General features: G+C 41.6%; 14 protein-coding genes, 1 other RNA gene, 2 pseudogenes and 1 riboswitch. Of the genes and pseudogenes, 13 read left to right on the top strand and 4 right to left on the bottom strand.

Annotated features, from left to right (window positions below; translation table 11 throughout):
* Nucleotides 1-478: 478 nt before the first annotated feature.
* Nucleotides 479-922, bottom strand: coding sequence for an Hsp20/alpha crystallin family protein (locus B9Z54_RS16365; RefSeq protein ID WP_240189966.1), 444 nt, complete (start codon nucleotides 920-922; stop codon nucleotides 479-481).
* Between the two features lie 139 nt (nucleotides 923-1,061).
* On the opposite strand from B9Z54_RS16365, the gene B9Z54_RS16360 reads away from it, so the two are divergent.
* From B9Z54_RS16360 to B9Z54_RS16300, 13 genes and pseudogenes are all read left to right on the top strand, one after another.
* Entirely contained in the window at nucleotides 1,062-1,847 is a 786-nt protein-coding gene (locus B9Z54_RS16360) for an alpha/beta fold hydrolase (RefSeq protein ID WP_113929381.1), read from the top strand.
* A gap of 107 nt (nucleotides 1,848-1,954) precedes the next feature.
* Nucleotides 1,955-4,251: pseudogene (locus B9Z54_RS16355) on the top strand (DEAD/DEAH box helicase).
* Between the two features lie 44 nt (nucleotides 4,252-4,295).
* The gene (locus tag B9Z54_RS16350; RefSeq protein WP_113929380.1) at nucleotides 4,296-5,543 is read left to right on the top strand and encodes a ribonuclease H-like domain-containing protein; all 1,248 of its coding nucleotides are present in this window, start codon (nucleotides 4,296-4,298) and stop codon (nucleotides 5,541-5,543) included.
* Between the two features lie 687 nt (nucleotides 5,544-6,230).
* Complete coding sequence (locus tag B9Z54_RS16345; protein ID WP_113929379.1) at nucleotides 6,231-6,551, top strand: CotD family spore coat protein; 321 nt, start codon at nucleotides 6,231-6,233, stop codon at nucleotides 6,549-6,551.
* A 441-nt stretch (nucleotides 6,552-6,992) separates the two neighbouring features.
* Nucleotides 6,993-7,550 carry an SLOG family protein gene (locus tag B9Z54_RS16335; RefSeq protein ID WP_113929377.1) on the top strand — a complete coding sequence of 186 codons (558 nt, stop codon included), beginning with the start codon at nucleotides 6,993-6,995 and terminating at the stop codon, nucleotides 7,548-7,550.
* Nucleotides 7,551-7,621: 71 nt separating this feature from the next.
* Nucleotides 7,622-7,930 (top strand): cell division regulator GpsB, encoded by a 309-nt coding sequence (gene gpsB / locus B9Z54_RS16330; RefSeq protein ID WP_113929416.1) that lies wholly within the window; start codon nucleotides 7,622-7,624, stop codon nucleotides 7,928-7,930.
* A 72-nt stretch (nucleotides 7,931-8,002) separates the two neighbouring features.
* Nucleotides 8,003-8,387: RNase P RNA component class B (rnpB, locus tag B9Z54_RS16325), an RNA gene on the top strand.
* A 278-nt stretch (nucleotides 8,388-8,665) separates the two neighbouring features.
* Nucleotides 8,666-9,802 (top strand): THUMP domain-containing class I SAM-dependent RNA methyltransferase, encoded by a 1,137-nt coding sequence (locus tag B9Z54_RS16320; RefSeq protein WP_113929376.1) that lies wholly within the window; start codon nucleotides 8,666-8,668, stop codon nucleotides 9,800-9,802.
* A 383-nt stretch (nucleotides 9,803-10,185) separates the two neighbouring features.
* Nucleotides 10,186-10,353, top strand: a complete 168-nt coding sequence (locus B9Z54_RS24945; RefSeq protein WP_162785260.1) for a hypothetical protein — start codon at nucleotides 10,186-10,188, stop codon at nucleotides 10,351-10,353.
* Between the two features lie 20 nt (nucleotides 10,354-10,373).
* Nucleotides 10,374-11,114 carry an AAA family ATPase gene (locus B9Z54_RS16315; protein WP_113929375.1) on the top strand — a complete coding sequence of 247 codons (741 nt, stop codon included), beginning with the start codon at nucleotides 10,374-10,376 and terminating at the stop codon, nucleotides 11,112-11,114.
* Nucleotides 11,115-11,216: 102 nt separating this feature from the next.
* Complete coding sequence (locus B9Z54_RS16310) at nucleotides 11,217-11,402, top strand: hypothetical protein (RefSeq protein ID WP_113929374.1); 186 nt, start codon at nucleotides 11,217-11,219, stop codon at nucleotides 11,400-11,402.
* A 197-nt stretch (nucleotides 11,403-11,599) separates the two neighbouring features.
* On the top strand, nucleotides 11,600-13,504 hold the full coding sequence (locus B9Z54_RS16305) for an ATP-dependent DNA helicase (protein ID WP_113929373.1): 1,905 nt from the start codon (nucleotides 11,600-11,602) through the stop codon (nucleotides 13,502-13,504).
* Between the two features lie 136 nt (nucleotides 13,505-13,640).
* A pseudogene (locus tag B9Z54_RS16300) lies at nucleotides 13,641-15,235 on the top strand (carboxypeptidase M32).
* 326 nt (nucleotides 15,236-15,561) lie between these two features.
* Here B9Z54_RS16300 and B9Z54_RS16295 read toward each other — a convergent pair.
* Genes B9Z54_RS16295 through B9Z54_RS16285 form a run of 3 tightly spaced genes read right to left on the bottom strand, consistent with a single transcriptional unit; the run spans nucleotide 15,562 to nucleotide 17,852 of the window.
* On the bottom strand, nucleotides 15,562-17,202 hold the full coding sequence (locus B9Z54_RS16295) for a b(o/a)3-type cytochrome-c oxidase subunit 1 (protein ID WP_113929372.1): 1,641 nt from the start codon (nucleotides 17,200-17,202) through the stop codon (nucleotides 15,562-15,564).
* 1 nt (nucleotide 17,203) lies between these two features.
* Nucleotides 17,204-17,683 (bottom strand): cytochrome c oxidase subunit II, encoded by a 480-nt coding sequence (locus tag B9Z54_RS16290; RefSeq protein ID WP_113929371.1) that lies wholly within the window; start codon nucleotides 17,681-17,683, stop codon nucleotides 17,204-17,206.
* 19 nt (nucleotides 17,684-17,702) lie between these two features.
* On the bottom strand, nucleotides 17,703-17,852 hold the full coding sequence (locus tag B9Z54_RS16285; RefSeq protein ID WP_113929370.1) for a cytochrome c oxidase subunit 2A: 150 nt from the start codon (nucleotides 17,850-17,852) through the stop codon (nucleotides 17,703-17,705).
* A 318-nt stretch (nucleotides 17,853-18,170) separates the two neighbouring features.
* A riboswitch (purine riboswitch) is annotated at nucleotides 18,171-18,272 on the top strand.
* Nucleotides 18,273-18,504 lie beyond the last annotated feature (232 nt).

Raw genomic sequence — 18,504 nt, 5'->3', positions numbered from 1 at the left:
GCCTAGCCCCTCGGGTTCAAAAGTGAGCTTGCTCTTTAACAAATAGAGGGAAAATTCCCCTTATTTAATAAATACCACTAGAAATAGCTCAAATAGAGGGAGAATTTCCCCTTATTCGACCCAAACCACTAGAATATAGGTGCTTTTTCTTTTAATAAGGGGAAAAATTCCCTCTATTCACCTACAAAATGAGTTCCAATTTGCAAATAACGGGAAAATATCCCCTTATTTTATCCGCCTGCTCGCCGAGGTCAAATAACCCCAAGAGAATAAAAGGAAAACCGCCTTTTTTTCTCTTGAGAACATTTGCCTGTCGGGGCTGATCAAGGCGCTTCCACTTTTTATTCAGGCGAAGCCGAGGAGGCTCAACGCCCGCCTGAAGTGGAAATCCATTACTTTTATAACAGCCAATATAAAAAGCTAAAAGCCTCTCGTTAAAATCTGTAAGAGAGGCTGACCAGGCCGCTGTATTTTTCTTTTATAATTCCACTTTCTTTCCCTTTAATTTACCAAGCTTCAACGTCAATACTCCATCTTCGTAGGAAGCCTTGACTTTACGTTCATCCACCATGCCAGGAAGGGGTATGGTTCTTGAGTTGTGCTGCTTCACCTGCTTGTGGAAAAAAACATTTGCTTTTTCATTTTCAGAGGTATGGACTTCCTGATTGTGAACCGAGAGCGTTACATAATTTTGAAAAATATCAATATCGATTTGCTCTTTTTTCACCCCGGGCAGTTTTGCTGTAATTGTATAATCAGTTTTTGATTCTTTAAGCTCCACCGGAAATCCTCCAAAAGGAAAGGGCGAAGAAAAAAAACCATCTATGCTTTCAAGGATACCTCGGACTGGCTTTTCTTGAAAGAATGAGTCCATTAGTTCACCGAACTTGGGTCTCTTTTTATCAGGCAGGTTACCATCCATCATACTTGTCTCCTTTCCATCCGTTTTCACTATTCATTTTATGTAGTGCTGCAATGAAGTGTGTTATAGCCTTTATACGTTTATACGATTTTTTGGAGGGCATTATAAAGAATAGATTCTGAGGAAGGGCGTGAATGGAATGGATACTCAGCGTGTCGGCATAAATGAACTCTCTTATAAAGATCAGGGTGAAGGACAAATAGTCATTCTGTTGCATGGTTTTTGCGGAAGCCAGGAGTATTGGGAAAAAGTGATGCCTCTTTTAGACCAATATCGTGTAATTGCAGTAGATCTTCGCGGGCATGGAGAATCCGGTATCCCGGAAGGTGGATATTCCATAGAAGAAATGGCCAAAGACATCCACTACTTTATGGACCAAAAACAGCTGAAAGAGGTATATATGCTGGGACATTCTCTCGGTGGTTATGTGACGCTATCCTTTGCGGAAAACTTTCCTGACAAGCTAAAGGGATTTGGATTGATCCATTCGACTCCACTGCCAGACGATGAAAGAGCCAAGGAAAAAAGGACAGAATCTATCAAAAAAATTGATTCAGAAGGCATGCATTCCTTTATTGATGGGATGGTTCCTAATCTATTTAATCAGGACAGACTGACAGAATCAAAAGAGCAAATCGATAAGGCCAAACAAATAGGATATAATACCAGTCCAGCGGGGGCGAAAGAAACATTAAAAGCCATGCGCAGCAGGGGTGATTTTCAACATGTCATTGAAAAAGGCGGCCTTCCGGTATTACTGGTGGCAGGCACCAATGACAATGTAGTACCAAAAGAAAAAACATTCGTCTCTGACAGCCCGAATGTTAAAAAAGTTTTACTTGAGCAGTCGGGGCATATGGGAATCTATGAAGAGCCGGAAAAACTGGCATTCGAAATAAAGAATTTTATCTCTGAAAACTCATAATTAGAAGAAATGTCAGGTGAGGTTGGCGAAGCCAATTATTACCTGACATTTTTTTCTCTTTTTATTCGAACGTTTATTCGCTAAAATAAAAGGAGAGGTGAAGAAGCATGCTTCGGAAAAGAAACTTGCAAGAAATGATAGACCAATTTCAAAAACAAACAGAACATAAAAGGCAAATTGTCCATTGGCATACTATAGAAGAAAAAAAGCACAGCTGAGGGAACTGCCGGCACGGATTCATCCTAAACTGAAAGATGCGTTGAAAAAGCGGGGGATAGAAAACCTTTATACCCATCAGGCGACTGCTTTTGATACGGCCATGAGCGGAAAAAGCTTTACGGCCGTAACCCCGACTGCCTCAGGAAAAACACTTTGTTACAATCTGCCTGTACTGCAGTCGATACTTGAAAATCAGAATACCAGAGCGCTTTATATTTTCCCCACAAAAGCTTTGGCCCAGGACCAGAAGAGTGAACTAAATGAAATTATTGCCGAAGCGGATGCTGCGATCAACAGCTATACATATGACGGTGACACTTCTGCAAATATCCGTCAGAAAGTCAGGAAAGCCGGACATATTGTTATTACCAATCCGGATATGCTTCATTCTGCCATTCTTCCCCATCATACAAAATGGGTATCTCTGTTTGAAAACCTGAAATATGTCGTGATCGATGAATTGCATATTTACCGCGGTGTTTTCGGAAGCCACGTGAGCAACGTTATCAGAAGGCTCAGGAGGATTTGCAGATTTTATGGAAGTGACCCGATCTTCATCTGCACTTCGGCAACCATTGCCAATCCAAATGAGCTTGCAGAAGGGCTGACAGAGAAGAAAATGGAACTGATCGATAATAACGGGGCTCCGAGCGGCAAGAAACACTTTGTTTTCTATAATCCACCTATCGTCAACAAGCCATTGAATATCAGAAGAAGCGCGACGCTGGAAGTCAGGGACATTGCTGGTGCTCTTCTGAAAAATAAAATCCAGACCATAGTATTTGCAAGAAGCAGAGTGAGAGTGGAAATAATTTTAACCTACCTGCAGGAGCTGGTTAAGTCCCAATTAGGTCCTAAATCCATCAGGGGATATAGAGGCGGGTATCTTCCTACGCAGCGGAGAGAAATCGAAAAGGGCCTGCGTAACGGAGAGATTTATGGAGTCGTCAGTACAAATGCTTTGGAGCTCGGAGTGGACATTGGCCAGCTGCAAGTATGTGTGATGACCGGGTATCCCGGAACGATTGCAAGTGCCTGGCAGCAAGCTGGAAGGGCTGGCAGGAGACAGGATGAGGCATTGGTCATCATGGTGGCGAGTTCCAGCCCTCTCGATCAATATATTATTGAGAACCCTAAATACTTTTTCGAGAATTCGCCTGAGACAGCACGTATCAATCCGGACAATCTAATCATTCTAATAGATCATCTGAAGTGTGCAGCTTATGAATTGCCCTTCAAGGAAGGGGAGCAGTTCGGGGGCTTGTACATAGAAGACATCCTTGAGTTTCTCGCTGAAGAACGGGTAATACACAAAAATGGCGAAAAATGGTATTGGATGAACGATTCATTTCCTGCCCATAACATCAGTCTGCGCTCTGCTTCCCAGGAGAATGTCATCATCATTGATCAAAGTGATGTTGCCAACGTAAAAGTCATTGGAGAAATGGACAGGTTTTCCGCTATGACCCTTCTTCATGATGAAGCGATTTATCTTCACCAGGGTATCCAGTTTCAGGTTGAACTGCTGGATTGGGAAGAAAAGAAAGCCTTTGTAAGGGAAGTGGATGTAGACTACTTCACAGACGCCAACTTAGCTGTCCAGCTGCGTGTGCTTGAAGAAGATAAATCGATGGCAAGTGAATCTGCTGAAACAGCATATGGGGATGTCACAGTGCAGGCGATGGCGACCATCTTTAAAAAAATCAAATTCGATACTCATGAAAATATCGGTTCCGGTCCGATTCATCTGCCGGAAGAAGAACTTCATACCAGTTCAACATGGGTCTCGTTAAAGAAGGAAATCGATTTGTCGACAGACCGGATTGAACAGGGATTAATCGGACTGGCGCAAAGCTTGAAGGCTATAGTGCCTTTATTCGTCATGTGCGATCCAAGTGACGTTTATGTGGTTCCGCAAGTAAAAGCGGCTCACAATGACAAACCGACTGTCTTTATCTATGACCGCTATCCAGGAGGAGTAGGGCTCAGTGAGAAAGTCTATGATCAAATGGGGGAGATCCTGCTGGAAGCGAAGAGGATGATTTCCGGATGTCAATGTGAAAATGGCTGTCCTTCTTGTATAGGTACGGATATTTCGTCACAAGAGGCGAAAAACGACTCAGTGAAATTGCTGGACATGTTTCTCAAAGCACATCCTGATAACGAATCAAGTGATCCAAAATAATCAACATTCTTTAATAGCTGCCTAATGGCGAAGGGAGGGAGACTATGTCACTAAAAAACAAGTTGAACCGCATGAAGAATCATATTGTAAGGGATAAACAGGACCAGCCTGTTGAAAAACCGAAACCTGTTGAGCAAACTAATATTCCGTTCATGGAGACTTGGAGTGCCAATGGAGTCAAACCTTATCAGTTAGATGAAGATTACTGTCTAATTCTCGAGAAGACTTACAGCTTGTCCGATCATCATGGAAAATATCGGTTGGGACAAATAAAGGACGCCATAGCTGCCTGGAATCAATTTGAAGGCACACACCCTTTATCTTCCAAGGGACTTGCTGCGGAAGATTTATTCTTTTTTGATACAGAAACAACAGGGCTGGGAGGCGGGACCGGCAATACAATTTTTCTGCTGGGTTATGCAAAGGTAAAAGGTGACAAGCTTGTTCTCAGGCAGCATATCCTTCCCCAGCCGGGCAGTGAAATTCCTCTTTATCACAGTTTCCTGGAAAAGGTAGACTATAATACACTGGTAACCTATAACGGAAAAGCGTTTGACTGGCCGCAGGTTAAAACCAGGCATACTCTTATAAGAGAGCATGTACCTAAACTTCCTTCATTTGGTCACTTTGATTTGTTCCACGGCAGCAGAAGGCTTTGGAAATCAAAGATGGATTCAGTCAAGCTAAGCAATGTGGAAAAAGAGATTCTGGATTTCCATCGAACAGATGATGTTCCGGGTTACTTAGCCCCGATGATATATTTTGATTTTGTCGAGAGAAAAGACCCGGAAGGAATGTTAAAGGTACTTCTTCATAATGAATTGGATATCCTGTCTTTGGTTGTCCTTTATGTTCACCTGAGCTTTCAAATACTCGGCATCGATTCAACCCAAAGCACTGATGAAAAGCTTCTGGTCGGAAAATGGTTTGACTACTTGGGAGATAAGGAGCAAGCTGTGAAAAGATTGGAACAACTTGTTTCTGAAGCGGATGGTACTGAATCACTCGCTGCCAAACATTCGCTGGCCTTTCAGTATAAGCGGTTGAAAAAATATTCTACTGCATATGACTTTTGGAAAGAAGTGTGGGAAATGGGACCGGATGATCTTAGATTAGAAGCTGGCATTGAATTGGCTAAACTTTCAGAACATCAGTTCAAAGTACTTGATAAAGCTATAATGTTTAGTGAGAAAGTTTATGAGGAAATGAAGGAGAGAGCATTATTCAATGAAAAAACTTTACGGGACCTTGAGAAAAGATTGATGAGATTGGAAAGAAAATTAGCGAAATAACAGTCATTTCCCGGGCAGCCGCAGCAATCGCTAATTTTTTCCGGTTTATGTCGAAAGAAGAAAACAATTTAAAATTTCAGAGGGATAAAGATGTAAGTCTCATCATAGGGGCTGAACCTGCAATCCAATGTCAAACAATTGTCACTATTCCCAGTGATTTCTTATTGAGGAATCTCCTGTACTTTTGTAAAATGTTGAATTGTGTTGAAATTCGCCGATTCTAATTTGAGATAGGATGATAATTGATGAGTAGAGCTTTAGTTTTTCTTTTTTTGTTGTCATATGCTTAACCGCTTTCATCTTTTCAAGCATGAAAGACGGCTCTTATACGTTGCTCGGATAGCTTAATTGCATTATAGGATGGTCATCTGCCTGGGTTTCTTTAAAGAGGTGTTTTCACATATTTTGGTGCTTTCGGATATCCCCTGATACTAAGAATTTTCTCTCGAATCGGGGAGAGCAGCTCTTTTCTTTTTATTATCAAACCTATTATTCAGGTATATTATGGCTGTTTTTTTCGGAATTTTTATCAAATAGCAACAAAGTTTACGAAAAGAGCCTTTTTAAAAAGAATACCCTCGATAAGCCGGCCGAACCCTAAAAATAGGTGTTTGCATTAGTACATGTTCTACCCTTTCATCATAGGCTGTTAATGTAACGAAACAAAAGATGAAAGGAGAAATTAGTATGCACTGCAGACCTAATCAAGTTCTTCCGACAGTTATGCATCCTACAAAATGCTGTACAGTAAATAACTTCTCAACGTATGAAGTGCCACATGTACACCCACAACATACGACTATAGTAAATAACCAAATGTACCAGCATAAGCATTATTTCCCTCAATCACAATCCATGGTGGATAGCGTTTCACACCAGCATTTCAATTGTGGTCAAGGAGGCCCGGGAGGACCGGGAGGCCCAGGAGGACCAGGAGGACCTGGCGGCTCGATGGGACCAATGGGACCAATGGGCGGCCCTATGGGACCTTATGGACAGGGAAGATAATGTTTACAACCAAGGGCACTCTGCTGTCCTTGGTTTTTATTTGTGTGTTTTTAAAAGGATCCTTTATAAAAGATTGGTGCTTTTAAATGCTATTTTATCCTCTTCCGCCTTTTATATTGAAGGATTGGAGCGGAAATCCATCTCTTTTCAACAGCACAAATCTTTGAAAACAGCCTTATACATAGCGCGTGTTAAAGAGAGAAGCTGAAATCAACGGGAAGGGATCTCGTTTCCCTTGTTTAAAAGTAAAGTTTCATTTTATAGGATCCAATTGAAAGCAAAGTCAAAAATCATATGATTAGTAATTTTCCAAAATTAGCAGTAAATACGAAAACAGCCATTTTTAAAAAACAGTCATTAGCGAAATACGACTATATTTTACAAAGGAAGGAGAATTGATTATAGTGTAAAGAATAAAGTCATTTGCAGGGAGGTAAGCAGGTGGGTTTAGTGGCAGCCGTAACAGGCTATAAATCATATGAATTGGGCATCTTTAAAGAAGATGAACCAGCATTGCAGTATATTAAGGCGGCAATCCAAAAGCAGCTCGAGTCCCTTCTGGAAGATGACTTGGAATGGGTATTGATAAGCGGACAGATGGGAACAGAATTATGGGCTGCCGAAGTAGTTTTTGACTTGCAGATCGAGTATCCTGATTTGAAGCTTGCAATATTGACCCCATTTCTGAATCAGGAAGAAAACTGGAATGAAAATAATAAAGAGTATTACGAGATGATCACATCTCAAGCTGATTTTGTCGACAGCGTCTCGAAGCAGCCGTATACCAGCCCTGCGCAGTTCCGTAACAGGGATCAGTTGTTTTTGCATAAAAGTGAAGCCCTTATCATCCTATATGATGAAGAAAAAGAAGGTTCTCCTCAATATTTCTATAAAGCAGCCAAGGAATACAAGGAAAGTCATCCTCTTGATATCAGGCAGATTACTTTCATGGATTTACAATGGATAGTGGAAGAGGAACAATATAATACTATTGATTGAAAGAAAAATTGACAAATAGCGCTTTTTTTGAAAAAATATACTTGATGTTGGTTGAATTTAGAGGTGAAAATATGATATCTGATAAAGTAAAATTGACCGCAAAAGATATACTTGAAAAAGAATTCAAACCTGGAATGCGCGGCTACAAACAAGAAGACGTGGATAAATTCCTTGATTTGATCATCAAAGATTATGAAACATTCCATCAGGAAATTGAAGATTTGCAGCAAGAAAATCTGCGCTTGAAGAAACAGGTTGAAGAATCAAACCGCCGCACTCCGTCTCCGCAGCAGCAGCAGACCGGAACGACTAATTTTGATATCCTTAAAAGGCTGTCGAACCTGGAGAAGCATGTATTTGGAAACAAACTGTACGATTGATTCTGGAAAATAATAGCCCTTGTACTTAAGCCTGTTCTTCTGTATAATTATTTTTTGGATATACTAATAATAACATTCAGGTAATCGCTGCAACGTTTGTTGTAGAGGAAAGTCCATGCTCGCACGGTGCTGAGATGCCCGTAGTGTTCGTGCCTAGCCAATTCATAAGCTAGGGCAGTCTGTGCATGCAGATTGACGGCAGGGAAAACACCTAAGTCCTTGTGATATGGTGTGAATACCTTGAAAGTGCCACAGTGACGGAGTCTTGCAAGAAATTGCAAGAGTGGAACGAGGTAAACCCCGCGAGCGAGAAACCCAAAATATGGTAGGGGCATCTTCTTTGAGGAATTCAACGAGAAGAAGGACGAAACTTCTGTTTCGTAGATAGATGATTGCCGCCGGAGTACGAGATGACCCATCGCTTGCAGTACGAAGGAACAAAACATGGCTTACAGAATGTTATTATGGGGATTATAAAAAATTATTTACAAGATGCTCTCCTTTTCTTAGAGGAGAGCTTTTATTTTGTTGGGATACTTCTGAATACTGACATGATTATGATGGCAATGTATTTTCTACATTAAAATCAAGGTTTCTTTATGTATCTGTTGCTTAAAGTCATCTCCAATGGTTACACTTAGAAATGAGATTGTGTCGTACATATTATCTGCAGAATCAAATACCTAAACGGCTTGGATGCTGTTGTATATATTTTAAAAGTTAGGGTGAAAAAGTATGAGATTCAAATTGATTGCTACAGCGGCAATGGGGCTTGAAGCGCTGGTCGCTAAGGAAGTAAGAGACCTTGGATATGAATGTGAAGTGGAAAATGGGAAAGTCATCTTTGAAGGTGATGAAAAAGCCATTGCACGTGCAAACATGTGGCTGAGGACCGCGGACCGTGTGAAAATCCTGGTTGGTGAATTTAAAGCCTATTCCTTCGACGAATTGTTTGAAAAGACAAAATCACTTCCCTGGGAAGATTATCTGCCGGAAGACGCTGAGTTCCCTGTACAAGGGAAATCGGTAAAATCAAAGCTGTACAGCGTTCCTGACTGTCAAGCTATTACCAAAAAAGCAATCGTCCAGCGCTTGCAGACAGCTTATAATCGTTCCAGTTGGCTGGAGGAAAGCGGGCCGTTATTCAAACTGGAAGTTGCGATCCATAAAGACGTGGTTTCCCTCACCATGGATACAAGCGGGCAAGGGCTTCATAAGCGCGGCTACCGCATCGGCCAAGGGGAGGCTCCGTTAAAAGAAACCCTTGCTGCCGCATTGATTCAACTGACAACATGGAATGCGGACAGACCATTTGCGGATCCCTTTTGCGGATCTGGTACCATTCCGATTGAAGCTGCATTGATTGGCCAAAATATCGCTCCTGGCTTCAATAGGGACTTTCTATCTGAAGAGTGGCCTTGGATGCCTCAAAAAGTATGGGATGATGTCAGGATGGAAGCAGAAGACCTTGCCAACTATGACCAGCCGCTTGAAATCCTTGGTACCGACATCGACCACCGCATGATTGAAGTATCGAAAAACAACGCATTTGAGGCTGGATTGGGTGAACTTATTCAGTTTAAACAGATGCAGGTCAGGGATTTCCATAGTGACAAAAGCTATGGAGTCATAGTCGGCAATCCGCCTTATGGCGAACGTATAGGCGAAAGAAAAGAAGTGGAAGAGATGTATAAGGCTATGGGCCACGCGTTTGAAAAGATGGATACATGGTCTAAATACATCATGACTTCCCATGAAGGATTTGAAGAAGTCTATGGCAAAAAAGCCACGAAGAAAAGAAAACTCTTCAATGGATTCATCAGAACGGATTACTACCAGTATTGGGGACCTAGACCACCTAGAAAAGACTAAGTTAGCTCAAGTAAACCGCATGGCATCCAGGCGGTTTTTTCTATGAGCTGTCTCGTGGAAATGGATTTCGGTTCCAAGTGCATTTCCAAGAGCGAGTTAGGTGCTGAAAGTAGAAGCCCGCTAATTCAGCAGGAAAGTGCTCGCCTTCCGCTTTCAATCCCTATAGGTAAAACGAAGAAGGCAAATTAGCATTTAAAAGCAAGGGAAGATCGTTTCTTTATAAAATTTATGTTAATGGAAAATATCAGAGCCTTGAGGTACAGTCTGCCTGGCAGGATATAGATAATATGGAGTCAGGAATAACAGAAAAAGAGATAACTTTATCCTTAGAATCCAAGTAACAGGAATTTAAGAAGTTATTTATTGAAAAGGAGGTATCTGAAATGGAATGGTTTTTTCCAGTAATATTCGTTTTAGGTGCAGTTCTTTCTTATTCTGTCATTCAAAGGAATAAACAGAAGGATAAATCTGAGAAGGGTAATGGAGGAATCATCCTTGTATTTCTTCTTTTGTTCCTTTTCTCGTTCGGTTTTGTTTATCTGAACAAATAAATCATAAAGGAGTCGAGGCGGTGTATTTAAAGCGGATTACATTATTGCGAGATAAAATAACTAATGACAACCTATATCCTTTTTCCATACCGGCACTTAATAATTTCGAATCATTGGAACTGAAGCGTCCGGTCACTTTTTTTGCAGGAGAAAACGGATCAGGAAAGTCGACCCTTCTTGAAGCGGTTGCCGATCAGTGCGGGTTCAACAATGCCGGCGGGGGCAGGAATACGAATTATTCCCTCGAAGCCTCTCAGTCTGATCTAGGGAATTTTATCAGGCTATCTTGGCTTCCAAAAATTAATAAGGGATTTTTCTTAAGAGCGGAAAGTTTCTATCATTTCGCTTCCTACCTGGATGAATTGTCAAAAGACGATCCCTTATTCATGTATGAGGGGTATGGAGGAAAGTCACTGCATCAGCAATCTCATGGGGAATCATTCCTCTCGTTGTTTCTTAACCGTTTCGGTGAGGAAAGCATATATCTTCTGGATGAACCGGAAGCTGCTTTATCTCCAGCCCGGCAGCTGGCATTTTTGAGAATTATACATGAATTAGTGGACAAAGGGGATGCTCAATTCATTATCGCCACGCACTCTCCGATCCTTCTTGGGTACCCTGATTCAACCATCTATAATTTTGATAAGAGTCCTATAGAACCAATCAGCTATGAAGATACGGAACATTATCAAATCACTTCTGGTTTTCTTAACAGACGGGAAAAATTTTTGAAAGAATTGTTTCTGGATGAGGAAGATTAAGGGAGCTAATTGATGTTGTAAGGCGATCATTTAATGTAACGGTCATAACCGCCTGGAAACCTGCGTATACTACTCAATAAAGTAAATGAGGAGTGAAACGCAGTGGAAAGATCGTCAATAGACTACAGTCGTATTTCAAAAGCATTACAGTCTACAATGGAATTAATAGAAGAAGAAAAAATGCAGATGGACAGCCAGGTGATTGGAGGGTTGTTGTCAGCGAAGGAAGATTTGACGAATGCACTTGCTTATGAACTTTTTTACAGCAATCCCCGCAACCATTCCTGAGAACAAGAGATGTCCGCTTCTTAGAAATCTATTGAACAGAATAGGGAAGCTCTTTTAGAAGAAAACTCATATCATTATCCCAGAAACGCAGGCAGATGCTTGCGTTTTTCTATGTTAAAGTATAAAATTAATCTTTTATGGATTAGGAAATTACACATTAATATATAATAGATTTCAGAGTGAAGATGGAGGAAGCTATGAGAGGTAAATTACCATTTGCATTGTCCAAGGAACAGTCATTTTACGAGGGGCTTGGTGACTGGATAGGAGATGTGTTTTATGACATTCTCCCTGAAAAAGGATTTGAGCTGCGGGATGAACAAATCTATATGGCTTTTCAGGTTCTGAAATCATTTCAGGACAAAAAAGTAATGTTTGCCGAAGCAGGTGTGGGAACAGGAAAAACGCTGGTTTACTTACTTTATGCCTTGGCATATGCCAGGTATACGGGAAAGCCGGCCATTATTGCTTGCGCGGATGAGACGTTGATTGAACAGATTGTTAAAAAGGAAGGCGACATCAAGAAAATCGAACAGGCATTGAACCTTGATGTGGACGTAAGGCTGGCAAAGTCGAGGGAACAATATCTTTGTTTACAGAAGCTGGATTCTGAGATGCTGGAAGATGATAAATTTATGGAAATCTTCAACACTCTTCCCGAATTTGTTCATGGCAAATCTTCCATGACTAAATATCACCGTTATGGAGACCGGAAAGAGTATAGCGGGTTGACGGATAACGAATGGGAAGTTGTCGGCTGGGACAACCTTCAGGATTGTATGTCCTGTGCTCAGCGTCATCGCTGCGGACAGACCCTTAACAGGGATTATTACCGTGAAGCAGCTGATTTGATTGTCGTTTCACATGATTTTTATATGGAGCATATTTGGACGAAAGAATCGAGGGTGAGGGAAGGGCAGCTGCCGCTGCTTCCGCAGGCAAGCTCCGTTATTTTTGATGAAGGACACTTGCTTGAATTCGCCTCCCAGAAAGCATTGACATACCGGATTAGAAAAGAAACACTTGAAAGCTTGCTGGAGAAAATGACGGCCAGTGATATGCGGGAAAATACTATGTATCTCATTGAGGATATCATTAATCAAAATGATTATTGGTTCCAATGCTTGAACCAGGCTGCCAAAAAAGAAGAGGGAGCGTTCCGCCTTCATGTTGAAAAGACAGCAAGTGTGAAAGAGGAAGGCCGGAAACTGGTAGGTTTAATAGATAAGTTGACCGAAGAATTGGTGTTTGAATCCGAGATGTATGTAATGGATGAATACTTATTAAAGGTGATTGAAGAGTACCTGGAACAAATCCTATACTCATTGAAGCTTTTCCTTGAAGAGAATAAGGGCATCAACTGGCTTGAAGCCAATAAAGGAAACGACACGCTCGTTATCATGCCGCGGCTTGTGGAGGAAATCTTAAGGCAGAAAGTATTCAACCAAAAGATTCCTTTTGTCTTTTCATCAGCTACTCTCTCAAACAACAAGGACTTTTCTTATCTGGCGAACAGCCTCGGAATTGATCAGTATGAATCATTTTCTGTGGAATCACCATTTAACTATGAAGATAATATGAAAATCGATATCCCGCCATTGCGTACAGGAAGTTCAGAAGAAAAACTTCAGTACTGCCTGAATAAGATAGAAGATAATGAAGGGAAGACACTTCTGTTGTTTTCAACTAAAAAAGACCTCGATACCTTCAAGCATTACCTTCAGGATAAGGAACTGCCTTACCCGGTGTATTATGAAGGAGATGAAGAGATCAGCTTGGCTGTAGAAAGGTTCCAGAATGAAATCAACAGTGTTTTATGCTCCTACCACCTCTGGGAAGGGCTTGATATACCGGGGGAATCGCTGTCACAGGTGCTGATCTATTCATTGCCGTTCCCTCCTAAGGACCCGGTCTTTGACGCTAAGAGAAATCATGCAGAAACCCCATTCGAAGAAGTCGATCTTCCTTACATGCTTCTTCGTCTTAAACAGGGGATCGGAAGGCTGATAAGGACATCGGAGGATAAGGGATCAGTATCCATTCTATTAAAAGAAGAGGAATTGCCTCTCCTGCCTCAAATCAAGTCTGTGCTGCCGTATTAATATAGAATACAGAAAAGCGGAAAATTCAATTTTCCGCTTTTCTTTTTATGCATTTTTAAAGCGCTTGTCCCATATTAATATACTATGAATGTTTAGGTGGCAGCAGCAGAATGTTTTCCAATACGATTAAAAACTCATGGCAGGAAGTCTTCAGAAAGAGTATTTATCAGAAAAATATGATAAAATAGCAAGGATAATAGAGAGTAGGGGGAGTAACATGTCAACAGAAATTAAAGAAATTGAAAAAGAATTTTTAGAATATGTAAAGAAGATGTCAGCATACAACGAAGCGCTGGGTCTTATTTTTTGGGACTTAAGGACAGGTGCTCCTAAGAATGGAATTGAACAGCGATCCGAAGTAATCGGACTGTTGTCTTCTGAAGTGTTTGAAATGTCGACAAGCAAAGACATGGCAGCTTACATAGCAAAATTATCTGCACATAAATCCGATCTGCCGGAAATGGTCCTGAAGGTGCTGGAAGAGTGCCAGAAAGAATACGACCGCAATAAAAAATACCTGCAGATGAATATAAGGAATATGTCGTACTTCAATCCAAAGCCGAAAGTGCATGGGAAGGCGCAAAAGAAAATGATGACTTTGATTCCTTCCAGCCATACCTTGAAAAGTTGGTGGAAATCAACAAGAAGTTTATTGGCTATTGGGGTTACGAAGGCAATAAATATAATACGCTGCTCGATATGTATGAGCCGGGTGTTACTGTAGAAGTTCTCGACAGAGTATTTGGCGAGCTTCGTGAAAAAATCGTTCCTCTCGTGCAGCGCATAAGTGAAAGTGACAGCAAGCCCAAGACTGATTTTATCTTCGAGCATTTCCCCAAAGGAAAGCAAAAAGAATTCAGCCTTAAAATCCTGGAGCAAATGGGATACGATTTCAATTCAGGAAGACTGGACGAGACGGTCCATCCATTCGCCATTGGCTTGAACCCTGGAGATGTGAGGGTAACAACCAAGTACGATGAAGGTGACTGGAGAACTGCGGTTTTCGGCACCATCCATGAAGGCGGACACGCGCTTTATGAACAAAATATTTCCGGTGACCTCACAGGAACACCACTTGCTACAGGCACTTCCATGGGAATCCATGAATCTCAATCACTATTCTATGAGAATTTTGTTGGAAGAAACTATTCCTTCTGGGAAAAGAATTATTCCCTGCTTAAGGAGTTTGGCGAAGGACAGTTTGATGAAGTCAGGCTGGAAGAATTCTATCGCGCGATCAATGAATCAAAACCTTCTTTAATCAGAATTGAAGCAGATGAACTCACATACCCGCTGCACATCATGATCCGCTATGAAATCGAGAAAGGTCTCTTCAATGATGAAATTGAAGTGAAAGACCTTCCGCAGATCTGGAATGATAAGTACGAAGAGTATCTGGGAATCAGGCCAGAGACCAATGCAAAGGGTGTTCTCCAGGATGTCCATTGGGCAGGCGGCAGCTTCGGCTACTTCCCATCTTACGCCTTAGGTTATATGTATGCAGCTCAATTCAAGGAAGCGATGATCAAAGACCTTCCGAATTATGATGAATTGCTGCAACTAGGCGACCTTGCTCCTATCCGTGAATGGATGACAAAGAATGTCCATCAGTGGGGTAAAATGAAAAAACCGCTTGAAATCCTTACTGAGGTGACCGGTGAAGGGTTGAATGCCACACATCTTGTAAATTACCTCACTGAGAAGTATTCTGGAGTTTATAACCTATCTTAATAATTTTCAGTTGAAACCGGCAGTCCCTTTGATGGGTCTGCCGTTTTTTCTATGCCAAGAAATTTGTTGAATAGAGGGGACATTAAAGGCAGAAATACCTCTACAGTAAAAAATGGAAAGGATACACCGTGCAAAGGGAGCGGGGTACATCAAAAGGAAAAAAAGCTGAGATAATGTACCGCGAGAAGGAGACGGCGTGCGTCTAAAGAGAAATAGTAAACGAATGTTCCTGAAACGGATGCAGACTTCACTACAGCTCTCATAATAAAAAAACACTAAATAACACAAAAAAACAGGCCTCTATTAAAAGAGGCCTGTAAACACTATTACCACAACTTAAACCCTTTGGAACCAGGCGGTGCATTCTGAATCATGTCAGCGAACGGAATCGTATAGGCGATCAGAATCAAAGCAGCGAGAACCGTAAGCCAGATTTTCCAATTCTCCAGTACCATCGGAGTCTTTTCTGCTTCCTCTGCTGCTTCACCAATTGGGAACTCCTCTTCGCCTTTTGGAGCAAAGAATGCCAAGTTGACGAAGATATAAAGAATCAAGATGATTCCCAGGAATAGGATGGTACCTCCGACTGCCTGTGCGACCTGATAAGGAATCCAATCGAGCGCCTGAGGTGCATCCCCGTAAGTTGAGAAGGAAGAACGTCTTGGTGCACCGAGCAGCCCGACAGCATGCATGGCTCCGGACATGATGCTCATTCCCACTGCCCAAACCACTGCTTGAACGATAGCCAGTTTGTTCATTTTTTTAGTAAGAACGCGTCCAGTCAAATGAGGGACGAGCCAGTAAGCTATTCCAAAGAAGGTCAATACAACAGAAGTCGCCAGTGTCAAATGAAAATGGCCTGTTACCCATATCGTGTTATGGACAACCTGGTTCATTTGATTGGAAGCATTGATCAGTCCCCCGGCTCCGGCAGGGATGAAAGCTGCCATTCCGATGAATGGAACAGTAAAACGTGCATCTCCCCAAGGAAGTTTTTTGAACCAGCCGAATAATCCTGTTGCCCCTTTGGATCTTCCATACATTTCAAAGGTTGCAAACAAGGAGAAGGCGGTCATTAGTGATGGAATGACAACCATGAAGGTTAAAACAACCTGTAAGAACTTCCAAGATGCATCGATTCCCGGCTCAACGAGTTGATGGTGAAAGCCTACTGGAATGGAGAAGAGCAGGAATAAGATAAAAGAAAGCCTGGCCAGTGAATCAGAGAATATTTTTCCGCCAATGATTTTTGGAATGATCACATACCAAGCCATGTAAGCGGGCAGAAGCCAGAAATACACAAGCGGGTGGCCGAAATACCAGAAAAGGGTACGACTGATCAGCACATCAACTTCAGAGACCAATCCAAGCGACCAGGGGAGGAGCTGGAATAATACCGTTCCTGCAACACCTAAGGTTGCTACAATCCATAGAACAGTATTGATGATGGCCATGAAGGTCAAAAGCGGACTCGGCTTGCCCGGATGCTGTTTTCGCCAGTGGATATATTCGGCAATCATAGCACCTCCGCCGATCCAGCTGCCCACTACAACAAAAGTCAAACCAAGATAGAAAATCCAGTGAGCCTGAAGAGGAGCATAAAAGGTGTACAGAACAGTAGCTTCATTCAATAATATCATGACAGCAGCCATAGCTGTCCCGATCAGCATGACCCAAAATCCAATCCAGCCTGCTTTTCGAGAACCGCTGCGATAGGTGCCGGATGTTCTGGATATTGCTGCATGCTGAAAACCTAAGATAAAAAATGTTGTAAGTACAAGTCCCAATAAAACCCCATGGACAGTTAATACCTGATAGTATCCAATATTGGCCGGAAGAGTGAAGCTTCCTGATCTGACTAATACCTGCAGCAATCCTGCAAGTCCGCCTAGAGCCAATGCAATGAACGCTACATATATATGGGCGAGTGCTAACCGGCCATCTCTTCTATCAACTTTAGTCATCATGTTAGTCCACCACCTTGATCTTTGTTTGCATCATATGGTGACCTGTCCCGCAATACTCATTGCATAATACGAGGTATTCACCCTTTTTATCAAAAGTTGTTACGTATTCACTGATGAAGCCCGGCTCGAGCATCATGTTTATATTGGTGCCTGCCACTTGAAATCCATGCACTACGTCTTTTGTAGTCGCAATGATTTTCACCCTTGAATCAACAGGAACTTCAATTTCCTCGCCAGCGAAATAAAAGAAGGCTGAACCAACAACGACCAGTTCATAATCCCAATCTTTGCCCTCCACTTTTTTTAATCCTGGCTCACTGAATGGAGCTATTTGATCTACCTGCTCAGGATCGATATACGCCTTGGCGCTCGGCGGAGTGTGGCCTGAATGAAAAGCGCCGATTCCTAGAATTATTAAGAATATAATAAGAGACCCAGTACCAAAAGCCAGCCACCATTTTTCATAACGGTGCATATGCATAACAATCTTCCCCTTCCACTTAGAAACGATCTATGAAAATATAAAAAACACCAAACCAGCTGAGGATAAGAAACAGCCCGAGAAACAATACGGCCGCGAAAGTTCCTTTCAAAGATGAGGAATCTTCGGTCTTTACCTTCGTCTTGTGATTTAACTGCGGATTTGCCATGCGGCTCACTCCTTTCCTGTAGCTAACATTCTTGATACCTTAATAATAAAGATGAAACTGTGTCCTATCTGTGATAAAAGTCACACCTGAAAAGATTATTTGTGAAAGAAGTGTGAAGAAGAGTGATTTAGAGCTGTTCAGGAGTTTATATGAGGGTATCTCAAGTCGTAAGATTGTCCTTCGGGGGGCCCCCTTGATTACCTAAAAGACCAATTATTGAAAGGTAGATAATCCGAACAAAAAGTAGTTAGATTTATTTAACGTTCGTATATGTTTAAAAAAAGACTTGAAATTACTTTTGAAACTGATATACTATGAATAAATTACATAACACTTACTCATATAACGGCGGGAATATGGCCCGCAAGTCTCTACCGGATAACCGTAAATTATTCGACTATGAGTGAGCAATGGATGGAAAGCTTCTTTCTGTTTTCTTTGATTTTAAAAGCTCAAAGGCATTGTCTCACTCATATGATGAGTGTGATGCCCTTGAGCTTTTTATGTTAGGCTCTTTTCGTAAACTTTGTTGCTATTTCGGTGCAATTTCGAAAAACCCGCTATATTCACCATAAATATCCTTGTAAGCAAGAAAGAAAAGAGCTGCTCTTTTTGTTCAGAGAGCGAAAAATGAGTATCTATGGGAAAATCC

Source organism: Bacillus sp. P14.5 (genome assembly GCF_003316765.1).
Classification (GTDB): Bacteria; Bacillota; Bacilli; order Bacillales; family Bacillaceae_B; genus Rossellomorea.
This window is presented reverse-complemented; position numbering and strand designations above follow the sequence as displayed.